At 65.0% G+C, this 14,872-nt stretch carries 9 protein-coding genes; 3 read left to right on the top strand and 6 right to left on the bottom strand.

Annotated elements, in window-relative coordinates; all coding sequences use genetic code 11:
* Nucleotides 1–8 precede the first annotated feature (8 nt).
* A complete protein-coding gene (locus tag IY716_RS00685; protein WP_218219754.1) occupies nucleotides 9–2,831 on the bottom strand; it encodes a glycosyltransferase family 2 protein in 2,823 nt (940 codons plus the stop codon).
* Between the two features lie 447 nt (nucleotides 2,832–3,278).
* On the opposite strand from IY716_RS00685, the gene IY716_RS00680 reads away from it, so the two are divergent.
* Both IY716_RS00680 and IY716_RS00675 read left to right on the top strand, forming a co-directional pair.
* Nucleotides 3,279–4,217 (top strand): ABC transporter permease, encoded by a 939-nt coding sequence (locus tag IY716_RS00680; RefSeq protein WP_218219753.1) that lies wholly within the window; start codon nucleotides 3,279–3,281, stop codon nucleotides 4,215–4,217.
* Nucleotides 4,214–5,254 (top strand): ABC transporter ATP-binding protein, encoded by a 1,041-nt coding sequence (locus tag IY716_RS00675; RefSeq protein WP_255316378.1) that lies wholly within the window; start codon nucleotides 4,214–4,216, stop codon nucleotides 5,252–5,254. The genes IY716_RS00680 and IY716_RS00675 overlap by 4 nt, the downstream gene beginning before the upstream one ends.
* A gap of 94 nt (nucleotides 5,255–5,348) precedes the next feature.
* Here the strand turns inward: IY716_RS00675 and ndk are convergent, their stop codons facing one another.
* Genes ndk through ileS form a run of 4 tightly spaced genes read right to left on the bottom strand, consistent with a single transcriptional unit; the run spans nucleotide 5,349 to nucleotide 10,996 of the window.
* On the bottom strand, nucleotides 5,349–5,762 hold the full coding sequence (gene ndk / locus IY716_RS00670) for a nucleoside-diphosphate kinase (protein ID WP_218219752.1): 414 nt from the start codon (nucleotides 5,760–5,762) through the stop codon (nucleotides 5,349–5,351).
* Nucleotides 5,755–6,288, bottom strand: coding sequence for a DUF4233 domain-containing protein (locus IY716_RS00665; protein ID WP_255316377.1), 534 nt, complete (start codon nucleotides 6,286–6,288; stop codon nucleotides 5,755–5,757). The genes ndk and IY716_RS00665 overlap by 8 nt, the downstream gene beginning before the upstream one ends.
* Nucleotides 6,285–7,661 (bottom strand): folylpolyglutamate synthase/dihydrofolate synthase family protein, encoded by a 1,377-nt coding sequence (locus tag IY716_RS00660; protein WP_369699536.1) that lies wholly within the window; start codon nucleotides 7,659–7,661, stop codon nucleotides 6,285–6,287. The genes IY716_RS00665 and IY716_RS00660 overlap by 4 nt, the downstream gene beginning before the upstream one ends.
* A complete protein-coding gene (gene ileS, locus IY716_RS00655) occupies nucleotides 7,661–10,996 on the bottom strand; it encodes an isoleucine--tRNA ligase (protein WP_218219751.1) in 3,336 nt (1,111 codons plus the stop codon). Before ileS ends, IY716_RS00660 begins: the two co-directional genes overlap by 1 nt.
* Before the next feature lie 389 nt (nucleotides 10,997–11,385).
* Between ileS and IY716_RS00650 the strand changes: the two genes are divergently transcribed.
* A complete protein-coding gene (locus IY716_RS00650) occupies nucleotides 11,386–12,093 on the top strand; it encodes an MgtC/SapB family protein (RefSeq protein ID WP_218219750.1) in 708 nt (235 codons plus the stop codon).
* A gap of 109 nt (nucleotides 12,094–12,202) precedes the next feature.
* On the opposite strand, the gene valS is transcribed toward IY716_RS00650, so the two are convergent.
* On the bottom strand, nucleotides 12,203–14,845 hold the full coding sequence (valS, locus tag IY716_RS00645) for a valine--tRNA ligase (RefSeq protein WP_218219749.1): 2,643 nt from the start codon (nucleotides 14,843–14,845) through the stop codon (nucleotides 12,203–12,205).
* Nucleotides 14,846–14,872: the final 27 nt, after the last annotated feature.

Here is a 14,872-nt window from a genome sequence, read left to right as displayed (position 1 = left end):
TCGGTGGTTCAGCCCCGGAGCGCACCGACACCTGAGGTCCTGAGCATGTCGACGTGTCGGCTCGACATGCGGGCGGACTTCAGGAAGGCGAAGCCCCGCTCGCGCTGGACGTTGTAGCGCTCCTCTGTGCAGTGAAGCTGGACCGTCTCCTGGAAGTCGACGGGCTTCGCGTACACCAATGCGTCGCCGTAGACGGGCTCGAGGTGAGGAGACGCGATACAGACCACTCCCCTGCTCAGCGCCTCCACGACGCTGGGTTCTATGGACTTGTCCCACTGCGCACTCGGATACACGGCGAGGAAGTCGAGGCTGTCCAGATACTCCTGGAAGCTCGTCAGGGAGAAGCCCTCGACCGTCCAGCCCTCGGGCACCTCATCCTGGGCCAGTATGCCGTGGCGCTGCAGCGCAGTGGAGTTCGCGCGTATCGCGATCGCCAACGAGCCGTCCTTCGGGAAGACCAGCTCTCGCTCCGCCGGGTCAGCCGGCCAGTTCAGTTCCTCTTCGTCCCACGGGCGTCCCACCACCGGAAGATGGTTCTCCGTGAATGCCTTGGTGAGCGGTGGTTCGACGGCGAGGGAGATGCCGGACCACACCCCGTCCACAAGAGTGCTGGCGGGGATCACCCTCTTGAGCTGTTCACGCATGATCTCGCTCTGTGCAGCCCAGTACGGCCGGACACCGAAGGTCTGGAAGCAGTTCTCCGAGACATCGTGCACGTCATACCCGTTGTAGACATTGCTGAGCACCGAGGGAACCTCGTTCGCCACGGTCACCAGGGTGCTTGCGCGGATGGCGGACGGTTCGCTGGGGAGCAGCTGCATGACGGCGGGCCAGTGAATGACCAGGAGGTCGGTCGTCACTCTTCTCTGCAGATGAAGTCGATCGACCCGTCCTTCGAGGAAGAGGCTGCGAAGCTCCGGCACCATCCGACGTCGCGCGGCTCCCGGCACCAGTCCGTTCTGGAGGGGCACGATGCCCACGCGCAGCCCGGCGGCGAGGGCAGTCCTGATCTCTTGGAGCAGCGTGATGGAATTGCCGCCCCAGAGACCGAACTCAGAGACGTAGATCACGTCATAGTGGGGCACCTGAGTGTTGTCGCGATCAGGCAGGAACGACGGCGGGCCGACCCATCTCCTGTCTTCGATGTCCTTGGGCAGAAAGGCAGAGTTCCCCGCACGCACACCTCGGTGCCACGCCGTATACGCATCCTGGTAGATCTCCCGGTCAGGATGGCGATACCCCAGCCCGAAGTCAGTGCTGGTCAGGTTTCCCTCGCCGAGGAGCGAGAAAGCGAGCGGGACCATTTCCTGGGCCACCAGCTTCTCCCCATAGGTGATCTCATAGCGAGTCCGATACTCCCCGTCCGCGGACTTCCGAACGGCGTCCCAGTATCCGAGGGTCTTCTGGATCTCTTCACGTCGGTACATGATGGAGGCGAAACTCGGGTGGACCACCCGGTCGGGCCCCCACCGGACGAGGAACTTGAGATCCTCATCTACTCTCACCCAGTTCACGATGTTGGCGTTCTTCTCGGGGTTGGCCATCAGCTCGCGTGCCTGGCGTTCGATCTTCTGCGGATGATGCCAGTCATCCTTATCCGCGACTGTGACGTACTCGCCGACTGCGGCCGCAAAGGCATCGTTTCGCACCGGGTATGCGCCGCGGTTCTCTTCACAGAGCGTCAGACGAATGCGTGAGTCTCGGGCGGCCCAGCCACGGAGCTGTTCCCGATACGGCGTGGGCGTCCCGTCCTTGAACTGGGTGGGAGAAGCATCGTCCACGATCAGGATCTCGATGTTGACCCAGGTCTGATTCAGCAGAGACTGAATGGCGACGTCGGTCGCTTCGTCTGGTTCGTAGATCGGCATGATGATGGAGACCAGTGGCAGCCCCTCCTGCCGGACGGGCTGAGCCGATGTGGAGATATTGTAGAAGGACGGGGCTTCGTCCGCGGGGAACTCCAAAGGTGCGAGCCCGCTTTCGGCCAGCCGGTCATTGAGCCGAGTCAGCCATTCCTGACGCTTATAGGCGATGCCGGTCACATTCGGGTTCACCGCGTTGAGCTGCAGGAAACGCTGGGAATCGGCCCGCCACTCGTTCTCCTCAGCGTAGTTCAGCAGCTCATCAGCACGGGCGTACTGCCCGTCCCAGGTGAGCAGGTCCGAGTAGAAGGAGCGGTCCACGCCATCGAAGGAGCTCTCGAGGCCATACATGTTCTCGGCAAGCTGATAGAGCGTCAGGCAGTCGCGGAGGTCCCATTCGCTGGATCGTTGGCTATAGAGCACCCGCGCCAGTGCGAGATAGCCGGGTCGCCAGAGCAGCTGTTTGAACTGTTGCAGGTCCTCCCGAGATTCTGTCCGCAGGCGCGTCTGGTCCGCCATCATCACGAGATCCCGATACCGCCACCTCCCCCGCGTGGCGCAGAGCGCCAACACGTCTCTGGCGCCTCGAGAGCGCGTTTCACGGGCGAGCATGATGAACCAGTTCAACCGGCCGGGGCGTGTCCGCAGAGACGTCGCCCACTGGGCGAGCACGTCGTCGGCCACGAGATCAGGAACCGCCTCTTCTTGGGGACGGTTCTCCACTTGACTTGTCGACGCCACCCGATCCAGGCGAGCGCGCATGCGGCGCGTCAACTGGCTGAACCCGTACATCTGGACGACGAGGAGGACCGCCGCAACAAGAAGGACTCCGAGGATCGCCCCGACCCACCAGTCCAGCGCCGCGCTCACCACAGCACCGGCTGCCGCCACGCCGAACAGGGCAATCGCCGCAACCTGCATCTTGGTGAGGCCCTGTTTGGCGCCTGCACGTTTGGGGACAAGACTCACGATGCGCTGTTCCTTAATCTAAGATGCCGGTCCGTCAGAGAAGCCGCGCATAATTATAGGGGACACGCTCATGAGCCACGGTGGAGACACTCCCGGCTCCCAGGGCTGTATGCCTTCCCGCACTTCCCTGCTCGCATCCGGCCCCAGAGCCCAGAGCCGGCTCGCCATCGCCGGCGTCGTCCTGGTCTACCGCGACAGCGACCATCTGACCCATGAATATGTCGCAACCACGGTTCCGCATCTCGAGCCGGGTTTAAGGGAATCGAGGCCTCAGGTGTTGGGTGCACAGCCAAGCTGAAGCGTCGGATCTCAGCTGCGCTGATAGACTGGCAGGCGCTCAGCAGGTCCTGAACCTCACCTCCGCGGAGCACGACGATGAGGCACAATGGCGCAGAGCGCGAGTCGGCACCCCCGCCGAATCTGAGCGAAGAGAGAAGGAAAACGTCCATGGCCGCACCGACGATAGAGCGGACCGGGGAGTCCGAGGATTCCTACGAATCTAGACAGGTTGCCCAGCTCGATGGGACCAACCTCATCCGCGTCGGGGCCCGCCCTGGACTTTTCCGGTATATCCGTGAGATCTGGTCCTTCCGGCATTTCCTCTACTATGACTCTCATTCGCGGGTCTCCACCGCCAACAGCACCGACTCGCTAGGTCGGCTGTGGATGATTCTCAACCCGCTCCTCATGGGGGCGGCGTACTTCTTCGTCTTCGGGATGCTGCTGAACACGGGTCGTGGCATCGACAACTTCATCGGCTACCTGATCATCGGTGTCTTCACCTTCCGGTTCTTCACCACTGCCGTCTCTGGCGGCGCGGGCTCCATCGCGGGGAACCAGAAAGTCGTTCAGGCATTCAACTTCCCGCGGGCCTGCCTAGTCATCTCCAGCACTGTCCGAGAGCTGTTCTCCAGCGTGCCGATGTTCTTCGTGATGGGCCTGCTGGTGCTGACGATCGGCGACATCAAGCTCGACGGGGCTGAGTCGATTCCCACCACACTGAGCTGGCACTGGCTGTTGTTCTTTCCCTGCATCGCTCTGGCGCTGATGGTCATGCTCGGCTGGTCTTTGGCTCTTGCACGAGCGGTCAACGCGCACACCGACGTCAAACACCTCATCAGCTTCGGCACGAGAATCCTGTTCTACACCTCCGCCGTCTTCTTCTCCCCGGACCGTTGGTCGAACATCGGAGCGGACTGGCTGGTCACGGTGATGAATCTGAATCCGCTCTATTGCGTGCTGGACATCATCCGTCACGCGTGGCTCTATGACGGGTTCGCCGATCCCGCCCGCTGGATCGTTCTGGCCTCCTGGGCCGTGGGATCCATGATCATCGGATTCCTCATCTTCTGGCAGGGTGAAGAGAGCTACGGGAAGGAACGATGAGCACCTCAACGCCGTATGTCCCACGCCGTATGAACCGGCACTCTGAGGCCGACCTGATCGCACAGGACCTCGCCATCGAGTTCGACGATCACGACTTCTCCGAGGACGGCTCCTGGGAGGAGTATCCACTCACCCAGCAGAACCCCGTCGTGCGCACCGTGGACCCGGAGAACGTCTGCCTGGTCGTGGACGACGCCTCCATGACCTACCGGGTGCGTTCATCGAATGAGTACAAGCACTCCCAGGGACGGTTCACCCGCGCCGTGAAGCGCGTCACCGGCGCCGGATGGACAGAGGTCCCGGCGCTGTCTAACCTCAGCTTCATCGTCAATCGCGGTGAATCTGTGGGCGTCATCGGGACCAACGGCTCAGGCAAGTCCACGCTGATCAAACTCCTCACCGGCAAGGTCCGTCCCACCAGCGGCGAGGTCTACGCGAGCTCCACCCCGGTGATGCTCGGCGTCAACGCCGCCCTGGTCAAAGACATCTCCGGGAAGGAGAACATCCGGCTCGGGTGTCTCGCCATGGGCCTCTCCCCTGAACAGGCCGACGCGAAGTACGACCAGATCGTGGAGATCTCCGGGCTCTCCGATGCGCTCGACATGCCATTGAAGACCTACTCCTCCGGCATGGCGTCTCGCCTCCAGTTCGCCATTGCCACCTCCGTGGACCCGGACATCCTGCTGATCGACGAGGCGCTGAACACCGGTGACGCCCAGTTCCGCGCCCGCACGAAGAAGCGCCTGGACGAGGTCCGGGCGCAGGCAGGCTGCGTCTTCCTGGTCTCCCACTCACTGGGCACGATCAAACAGATGTGCACTCGGGTCATCTGGATCGAACAGGGAGAGCTGCTTGCCGACGGAGACCCCCAGTGGGTCTGCCAGCAGTACGAGGAGTACACCGCGCACAAGTCCAATGACCGCCTGCGTTCGGCCAAAGTGGTCTACGAGCGCACCCGGTTGCAGCTGAACCCGATCCAGGTGGATTTCACCGACGGCACGCGGCCCAAGAAGGCCGCGACCAGCAGCATCAGCTGACCTGAGCGTCTCCTGCCGGTGCCAGACGCGACTGAGGCCCGAGACTCTTCGTCCCGGGCCTCAGTCATGCGCTCTCAGAGCTCCGCGAGAGTTCTCAGCTGAACCAGATATCGATCTCCCGCTCGGCCGACTCCACCGAATCCGAGCCATGGACCAGGTTCTTCTGGACCTTCTCGCCCCAGTCTCGGCCGAGGTCACCGCGGATGGTGCCCGGCGCCGCCGTCGTGGGCTCGGTGCTGCCCGCGAGGGAGCGGAAGCCTTCGATGACGCGGTCGCCCTCCAGCACCGCTGCGACCACGGGACCGGAGAGCATGAAGTCCACCAGCGGCTGGTAGAAAGACTTGCCCTCATGCTCCGCGTAGTGCTTCGCCAGCTTCTCGGTGCTCGCGTCGAGCTGCTGCAGCGCGGCGATGCGGTAGCCCTTGGCCTCCACTCGGCGCAGGATCTCACCGGTCAGTCCACGCTGGACACCGTCGGGCTTCACCAGGATCAGGGTCCGTTCAGTCATCGTTGTTCTCCTCACTAGTAGCGTCTTGAGCCAGGGCTTCTTCTGCCTGGAATCTCTGCATCTTTTCGTCGTCCAGCTGTTCGCCCTTGCTCACCGCGTACCACCAGCAGGCCATGAAGGCCACGCCGGGGAGCGCCGCGAGCGGCACGATCAGACCCGCGCTGGTCAGCAGCGCGACTCCGATGAATCCGAAGAGCATCACGAACTGCAGCACCCAGCCGAACACATATCCCCCGGGTCGCTGCAGCACCGCGCAGGTCAGGATCAGGATCAGCCCCAACAGGAGCGAACCGCCCAGCAACCACCACGCGTAGGGCCCATTCTGGTTCAGCCCCCAGGCGGCGAGGCTGAAGAAGAACATCAGCACAGCCTCGAGGCACAGCACTGTGGAGGCGAACAGCGTCTTGACCGAGCGCGGGGCCTTGACCTGTCCCGGACGCCACTCGCGCTGCGCCCGGGTCTGCCGCGGCGGTTTCCGCTGCGGCGTGGAACCGTCGTCGCTCATCTGACCCACCGTCTCACTCATGCCGGCTCAGGTGCACCCAGCAGGGTGCGGGCCTCGCCGACCACGGTGACGGATCCGGTGATCAGGACTCCGCCGATCAGGCCCGGGTCGGCCTGATCCGCGCGGCCCACCGCCCAGTCGATGGCATCATCCAACCGTTCGGTCACGTAGATGTCCTCCTCCGCGTAGCCCACGTCCAGCGCGAGCGTTCCGAGCTGACCGGCGGGGATGGCCCGAGGAGAGGTGGACTGGGTGAAGCAGATGTCCTCGACCAGCCCCTCGTACTCCTTGTACAGGCTGGTCAGCATCTCTCGAGCGTCCTTGTCCTGCAGGATCCCCACCACCAGCACCAGCCGGGAGAGGCCGAAGCTCTCCTTGAGCGCCTGGGCGCTGGCCTCGATCCCCGCAGGATTGTGCGCGGCGTCGACGATGATGCTCGGCCCGGTGCGCAGGGTCTCCAGGCGTCCTGGGGCGGTGACGTTCTCAGCGGCGAGTCGCAGATGCTCGATGTTCAGCTCCTGGGTGCCGCCGCCGATGAACGCCTCCAAGGCTGCGACTGCGACCGCGAAGTTCTCCGCCTGGTGCGCTCCGTGCAGGGGCAGCAGGATCTCGGGGTAGCGTCCCGCCAGACCCGAGACGGTCAGCTGCTGACCACCCACTCCGGGAACCCGGGACTCCACGCCGAACTCCACGCCTTCGAAGCGGAAAGGCACGTTCTTCTCGCGCGCCTCCGCCAGCAGCACGTCGGCCGCTGCCGGCACCTGGGCGGCCGAGATGAGGAAGCCGTTCTCCTTGATGATGCCGGCCTTCTCCAGCGCGATATCGCGTTCGTCGTCGCCGAGGAGGTCCGTGTGGTCGAGGCTGATCGGCGTGATCACGCTGACCGAACCATCGGCGACGTTGGTGGCATCGGTGATGCCACCGAGACCCACCTCGAGCACCATGACGTCCACGGGAGCATCGGCGAAGACGGCGAAGGCGAGGATGGTGACACATTCGAAATAGGTCAGCGGCACCTCTCCGCGCTCGGCGAGGTTCGCATCCACCATGCTGATGAAGGGCCGCACCTCGTCCCAGATGCGCACGAAGGTCTCATCCTCCACCGGCTGGCCGTCGAGGCAGATGCGCTCGGTGACCGAGGACAGATGCGGTGAGGTGTAGCGACCCACTCGGATGTCGTGGGCCATCAGACCGGCCTCGATCATCCGCGCCGTGGAGGTCTTGCCGTTGGTGCCGGTGATGTGGATGACCGGGGCGGACTTGTTCGGCTCACCGAGCAGGTCCATGGCCTCAAACATGGGCGCCATACGTGGTTCCATCTTGTTCTCCGGCGCACGGGAGAGCAGCTCAGCGTAGACGCTGGCCACCGAGAACTGGTCGAGTTCCTCTGGCACTACCGGGCTCCTTCGACGACGGAAACATGGATCGTGGGCTCAGCTGCAGTCTCGCAGGGAACCGGATGCAGATCCACCGTGAGAGTCTCCTCGGAGACGAGCTGACGGTGCGCCTGCAGGGCAGACACCACATCGGGCGAGGCGGTGACCGTGGTCTCGATGCGATCCGAGACCTGCAGATCAGCATCCTTGCGTGCCTGCTGGATGCTGCGGATCAGGTCACGGGCGATCCCCTCCGCGATCAGCTCTTCGCTCAGGGCGGTGTCCAGCACCAGGAAGCCGCCGGAGCCGTCGAGCACCGTGACCACCTTCTCGCCGAGCTGCTCGGAGACCGTGGTGGTCAGCGTGTACTCGCCCTCGAAAAGCTCCAGCCCACCGGCGGTGACCGTCCCGTTCTCCACCGACCAGTCCCCGGACTTTGCCCCCTTGATCGCCTGCTGGACCTGCTTGCCCAGGCGGGGTCCGACGGCGCGGGCATTGACCACCAGCTGCTGACCGATCCCCCAGTCCGCGGCGTCCGTGTCGGCGGCGTCGAGCAGCTGAACCTCCTTGAGGTTCAGCTCATCGGCGATGATCTGCTGATAGGTGCCCGCGAGGGACTCCGCCTGCGGCACGACCACACTGAGCTTCGCCAGCGGCTGGCGCACCCGGAGGTTCGCCTGCTTGCGCAGCGAGGAGCCAGCCGAGCTGATCGTGCGGGTCAGTTCCATCAGCTCCACGGCGCGCTCATCGCGCAGGTACTCCTGCGGGTCGGGCCAGTCGGCCAGGTGCACCGAGCGACCACCGGTCAGCCCGCGCCAGATCTCCTCGCTGATCAGCGGGAGCAGCGGGGCGGACACTCGGGCGAAGGTCTCGAGCACGGTGTAGAGCACGTCATAGGCGGCGAAGTCCTCGGCGTAGAACCGTGCGCGGGACCGACGGATGTACCAGTTGGTCAACGTGTCCGAGAACCGTCGCAGCGACTCGCAGGCGGCGGAGACGTCGTAGGCGTCCAACGCTGCGGTGACCTCGCGGACCAGATCACCGGTGGCAGCGAGGATGTAGCGATCCAGCGGGCTGGCGACGTCGTCGGCTCCCACCGCCTTCGCCTGGTAGCCGGCACCCTGATTCGCCGTGTTGGAGTACAGCGCGAAGAAGTGCCAGGCGTTCCACATCGGCAGCAGCACCTGGCGCACGCTCTCGCGGATGCCCTCCTCGGTGACCACCAGGTTGCCGCCGCGCAGGATCGGGCTGGCCATCAGGAACCAGCGCATCGCGTCGGACCCGTCGCGGTCCAGGACCTCGGAGACGTCCGGGTAGTTCTGCAGCGACTTTGACATCTTCTGTCCGTCGGAGCCCAGCACGATCCCGTGACTGATCACGTTGGTGAAGGCGGGCCGGTCGAACAGCGCGGTGGCCAGCACGTGCATGGTGTAGAACCAGCCGCGGGTCTGACCTATGTACTCCACGATGAAATCGGCAGGGTGATGCTCAGCGAACCACTCGGCGTTCTCGAACGGGTAGTGCACCTGAGCGAACTGCATCGAGCCGGAGTCGAACCAGACGTCGAGGACATCCTCGACGCGGCGCATGGTGGAGGCGCCGGTGGGGTCGTCCGGGTTCGGACGGGTCAGGTCATCGATCCAGGGGCGGTGCAGATCGGGCTCGCCGTCGGCGTTGCGCGGGTAGTCGCCGAACGCCTCCTTGAGCTCCTCCAGCGAGCCGTACACCTCGGTGCGCGGATACTCCGGATTGTCCGACACCCACACCGGCAACGGGCTGCCCCAGTAGCGGTTCCTCGAGATGGACCAGTCCCGAGCGTTCTCCAGCCACTTGCCGAACTGGCCGTGCTTGACGTTGCCCGGGATCCAGTTGATCTGCTCGTTGAGCTCGAGCATGCGGTCTTTGACCTGGGTCACGGCCACGTACCAGGAGGTGACGGCCTTGTAGATCAGCGGGTTCCGGCAGCGCCAGCAGTGCGGGTAGGAGTGCACATAGGACGCCTCGCGAACCAGGCGTCCGGAGTCCTTGAGTGCATTGATGATCGTGCGGTTGGCCTCGAAGACCTGGAGACCGGCGATCTCGGCGAGTGGAGCGTCGCCGGAGGCGGTGGGATGGGCGAACATCGGCAGGAAGCGCGCACCCTCGTCCACGGAGAGGATCACCGGAATGCCTGCCTCTTCCGAGGAGCGCTGATCCTCTTCACCGTAGGCCGAGGCCTGGTGGACCAGGCCGGTGCCGTCGGTCGTCGTGACATAGTCCTCCACGAGCACGCGGAAGGCGTGTTGGGTGCCCCAGGTCTCGGCATCGGTGTAGTAGTCCCAGAGCGGGGTGTACTCGATGTCGGCGAGGTCGGTTCCCTGATAGCGGCCGACGACGGCGGCTGCCGCAGCCTCAGCGGCCGTGGCTCCTCCGGCCTCTTCGGCATCGGTGAAACCGAGGTCTTTGGCATAGGCGCCGAGCAGCTCGGCGGCGAGCATGTGCCGCCCCGGCAGGGACGAATCGGCAGGAGATTCGACCACCACGTACTCCACGTCGGGCCCCACGGCCACGGAGAAGTTGGTGGGCAGCGTCCAAGGGGTGGTGGTCCAGGCGAGCAGATTCACGCCGACCAGGTCATCTCCGTGCGTTCCGCCCCCGGTGATCGGGAAGGCCACGGTGACCGAAGGGTCCTGGCGCTCCTTGTAGACGTCGTCGTCCATGCGCAGCTCATGGTTGGACAGCGGGGTCTCGTCCTTCCAGCAGTACGGAAGCACGCGGAAGCCCTGGTAGGTCAGGCCCTTCTCGTGGAGCTGCTTGAAGGCCCAGATGACCGATTCCATGTACTCGACGTTGAGCGTCTTGTAGTCATTCTCGAAGTCCACCCAGCGGGCCTGCCGGTTGACGTAGGCCTCCCATTCACCGGTGTACTTCAGCACCGAGGCCCGGCAGGCATCGTTGAACTTGTCCACGCCCAGGGCTTCGATCTCGGCCTTGTCGGTCATGCCGAGTTCCTTCATCGCCGTCAGCTCGGCAGGGAGCCCGTGGGTGTCCCAGCCGAAGCGACGTTCCACACGCCGACCGCGCTGAGTCTGATAGCGCGCCACGAGGTCCTTCACATAGCCGGTGAGCAGGTGACCGTAGTGCGGCAGACCGTTGGCGAAGGGAGGGCCGTCGTAGAAGACGAACTCGTTGGGCACTCCGCTGGACGACTCGGTGGGACGGTTCTCGATGGAGGCCTTGAACGTGCCGTCCTTCTCCCACTCCGCCAGCACTCGCTCTTCGATCTTCGGGAAGCGTGGCGAGGCGGGGATCCTGCGCTGCTCGCCGTCGGCGGCAGAGGCGCGTGGATACACGGGAGAGCTGTTCTGCGTCATGGAGGTCCGTCCTGCGGGTGTGCTGAGCTGATGGTCTGACACGCTCACAAGGACGCCTTGACGGCGCGGTACCACCTTGCTTGCCCTCCAAATGCGCGTCCCGCCCCTGTGCAGGAGGTCAGGATGCGCCGTCGTCGGGCCTCTCCATGACTGCTGTGACGGGCTTACCCGTCCGGTTCTACTGGGGCTGTGACGGCGTGATGCCGCGGGCCTGTTCCGCCGGAAGCTCACCGGTGATAGCCGGGTCGAAGCTGATGGCACTAGTCTACTGGGTCTGCTGACCGCGCGCAGAACCTGAGCGTCACACGACCGTGCTAGATTCCAGCCCGAGCTGCACCCCTGGCCCGCGGGCTTTCCCACAATCCCAATGAGCAGAGGATTCGAGACCCATGGAGATCGATGTCTTTCCGGAGACCTTCGGCACTCAGGTGCTGCTTCTGGTGAGCGCGTTCGTCCTTTCGGCGGCGATCGGCATCGAGCGTGACGTGCGGCAGAAGTCGGCGGGGGCGCGCACCCACATCCTGGTGGGCATGGGCTCGGCGCTGTTCACCCTGGTCTCGGCCTACGGGTTCTCGCATCTGCTCGGCGGCGATGTGGTGCTGGACCCTTCGCGGATCGCCGCGCAGATCGTCAGCGGCATCGGCTTCATCGGTGCGGGAGTGGTGTTCGTGCGGCAGAACATGGTCTCCGGGCTGACCACTGCGGCGTCGATCTGGGTCACGGCTGCGGTGGGCATGGCCTGCGGTGCCGGGATGCCGATGATCGCCGCCCTCACCGTGGTGCTCTATCTGCTGGCGGTCACGCTGGTCACCACACTGGTGCGACGACTCCCCCGGCACGATCGCTCCGAGCGGTACGTGGTGCGCTACGCCGATGGCCGTGGGATCCTGCGCGAGATCCTCGGAGAGGCATCGCAGCTGGGATACGAGACCCGGCTGGTGCGCACCCGCCGGATGGAGGTCGCCGACGGGTTCGCCGTGGACGCGACGATGACCTTCACGCGGACTCAGCGGGTAGGACGCGAGCAGCTCTTCGAGGCGCTGCATGAGATCGAAGGCGTGCTCGAGATCCGCACCGCGAACGTCGAGAACGACTGACCCGGCCGCCGCCCCCCACCCGCCGCCCCTCACCCGCAAATTATCGTAGAGCTTCTGCGGAATCGTAGAGCTATAGCCCTACGATTCGCTAGAGCTCTACGATAATTTGCTAGTGGGCGGGCTGGTGCTCTTCTTCGGCGAGCTGAACGTCCGTGACCACCACGGACTGCCCCGCGTCGGCCTGCTCGAGAAGCTCCAGCGAACGAGACCGAGTGGCGGCCTGAACGTCGGGCAGCGCCGCCTCGATCTGGGCGAGCGTCTGCCTGCGTGCAGAGATCCGCGCACTGATGACCTCGGTGCGCTGCTTGACCTTGGCCTCGGACTTCACCTTGCGCAGCCCGGAGAGCACCTGAGCCACGGTCTCCAGCATCCCGGCGGAGCCCTGCACGGACTCCAGCCCTGCCGGCGTGGGCCACTGCGTGGAGTGCACCGAGCCATGGCGCCACCAGCGCCAGACCTCGTCGGTGACGAAGGGAAGGATCGGCGCGAAGAGCCGCAGCAGCGAGTCGAGCGTGGTCGCCAGAGCCGCCAACACAGAGGCCTGGGCCTCCTCGCCACGGGATCCGTAGGCGCGATCCTTGACCAGTTCGACGTAGTCATCGGTGAAGGACCAGAAGAAGGACTCCACCAGCTGCAGCGCTCGGGCATAGTCGTAGTCGGCGAAGTGCTTGGTCGCCTGATCCACCACGGTGCGCAGCTCCGCGATCAAGGCTCGGTCCAGCGCTTCGGTGAGCACTGCAGTTCCGGCCTCGTCGGTGATGATGTGGCCCTCGGTGACCCCGAGGTTCAGCGCGAACTTCGAGGCATTGAGCAGCTTGATCGAGAGGCGTCGTCCGATCTTCATCTGCGCGACCTCGTAGGCGGTGTCCGCCCCCAGCTTCGCCGAGGCGGCCCAGTAGCGCACCGCGTCGGAGCCGAACTGCTCCAGCGGCTCGGTCGGGACCACGACGTTCCCCTTGGACTTGGACATCTTCTTGCGGTCCGGATCGAGGATCCACCCCGAGATCGCGGCATTGGTCCATGGCACCGAGTCGTTCAGTGAGTTCGCGCGGACCGCCGAGGCGAAGAGCCAGGTGCGGATGATGTCGTGACCCTGCGGGCGCAGGTCGAAGGGGAAGACCTTGTCGAAGAAGTCGTTGTCCTTCTCCCAGCGGCCCGCGATGTGCGGGGTGATCGCCGAAGTCGCCCAGGTGTCGAGCACGTCGGCCTCACCGATGAAGCCACCGGCGACGCCGCGCTGGGACTCCTCGTAGCCGTCCGGGACCTGCGAGGCAGGGTCCACCGGAAGCTGAGTCTCCGCAGGCAGCAGCGGGTTGTCGTAGTCGGGCTCGGCGTCGGCGTTCAGCGGGTACCAGACCGGGATCGGCACGCCGAAGAAGCGTTGCCGGGAGACCAGCCAGTCCCCGTTGAGGCCTTCCACCCAGTTCTCGTAGCGTGAGCGCATGAAGGCGGGGTGCCAGGAGATCTCTTTGCCGCGGGCGATCATCTTCTCGCGCCGTCCGGCGTCGCGCCCGCCATTGCGGATGTACCACTGCCGGGAGGTGACGACCTCGAGCGGCTTGTCACCCTTCTCGTAGAAGTGCACCGCGTGGGTGATCTTCTTCGGCTCGCCGTCGAGCAGGTCCTCGGCCTTGAGCAGCTCGACCACTGCCTCTTTCGCGGAGTGCACGGTCTTTCCGGCCAGCTGCTCGTAGTGCTGGGCTCCGGCCTCGGAGGTGATCCATTCCGGGGTCTCGCGGGAGAAGCGGCCGTCGCGGCCGATCAGCGCGCGGGTGGGAAGCTGCAGCTCGCGCCACCAGGTCACATCGGTCATGTCGCCGAAGGTGCAGATCATCGCCACGCCGGAGCCCTTGTCGGGCTGTGCCAGGCCGTGGGACTTGACCTCGACCTCGACGCCGAAGAGCGGCGAGATGACGGTCTTGCCGAAGAGGTGCTGGTAGCGCTCGTCGTCCGGGTGGGCGACCAGCGCCACGCAGGAGGGCAGCAGCTCTGGACGGGTGGTCTCGATGAAGACCTGCTCCCCGGTGTCCTTCACGGTGAACGGATAGCGGTGGTACGCGCCGGGGTGGTCCTTCGCCTCGAGCTCGGCCTGCGCCACGGCAGTGCGGAAGGTGATGTCCCACAGCGTCGGCGCCTGGGCGGTGTAGGCGTTGCCGGCCTGGATGTCGCGCAGGAACGCCCGCTGGGAGGCGGCACGGGAGTCGTCGTCGATGGTGCGGTAGGTCTGCCGCCAGTCCACCGACAGGCCGAGCCGGGAGAAGAGGTCCTCGAAGACCTTCTCGTCCTCGACGGTGAGCGTCTCACAGAGCTCGATGAAGTTCGCCCTGCTGATCGCGTCCCAGTCGCGCTGGTTCTTCGCGGGCTTCTCCGGCGGGGTGTAGTCAGGGTCGTAGGGCTGCGCGGGATCGCAGCGCACCCCGTAGTAGTTCTGCACTCGCCGCTCGGTGGGCAGTCCGTTGTCGTCCCAGCCCAGCGGGTAGAAGACGTTCTTGCCCGACATGCGCATGAAGCGCGCCATCACGTCGGTCTGCGTGTAGGAGAACATATGTCCCACGTGCAGCGAGCCCGATGCGGTGGGTGGAGGCGTATCGATGGAGTACACCTGGGACCGCTGGGTGTCCTCGTTGAAGTGGTAGATCTCCTCTGCCTGCCAGGCGGCGTGGAGCTTCTCCTCCAGGCCCTCCAGGGCGGGCTTCTCGGGCACGTCGGGGGTCTTGACGGGCGCGTCTGTGCCCGTGATCTGTTCAGCCATTGGACCATTCTTTCACGAAGCAGCCCG

It is taken from the genome of Nesterenkonia sp. Act20 (assembly GCF_019173455.1).
In the GTDB taxonomy this organism is placed as follows: Bacteria; Actinomycetota; Actinomycetes; order Actinomycetales; family Micrococcaceae; genus Nesterenkonia.
Note: the sequence above shows the minus strand (reverse complement) of the source record. Positions and strands in the feature narration are given on the sequence as shown.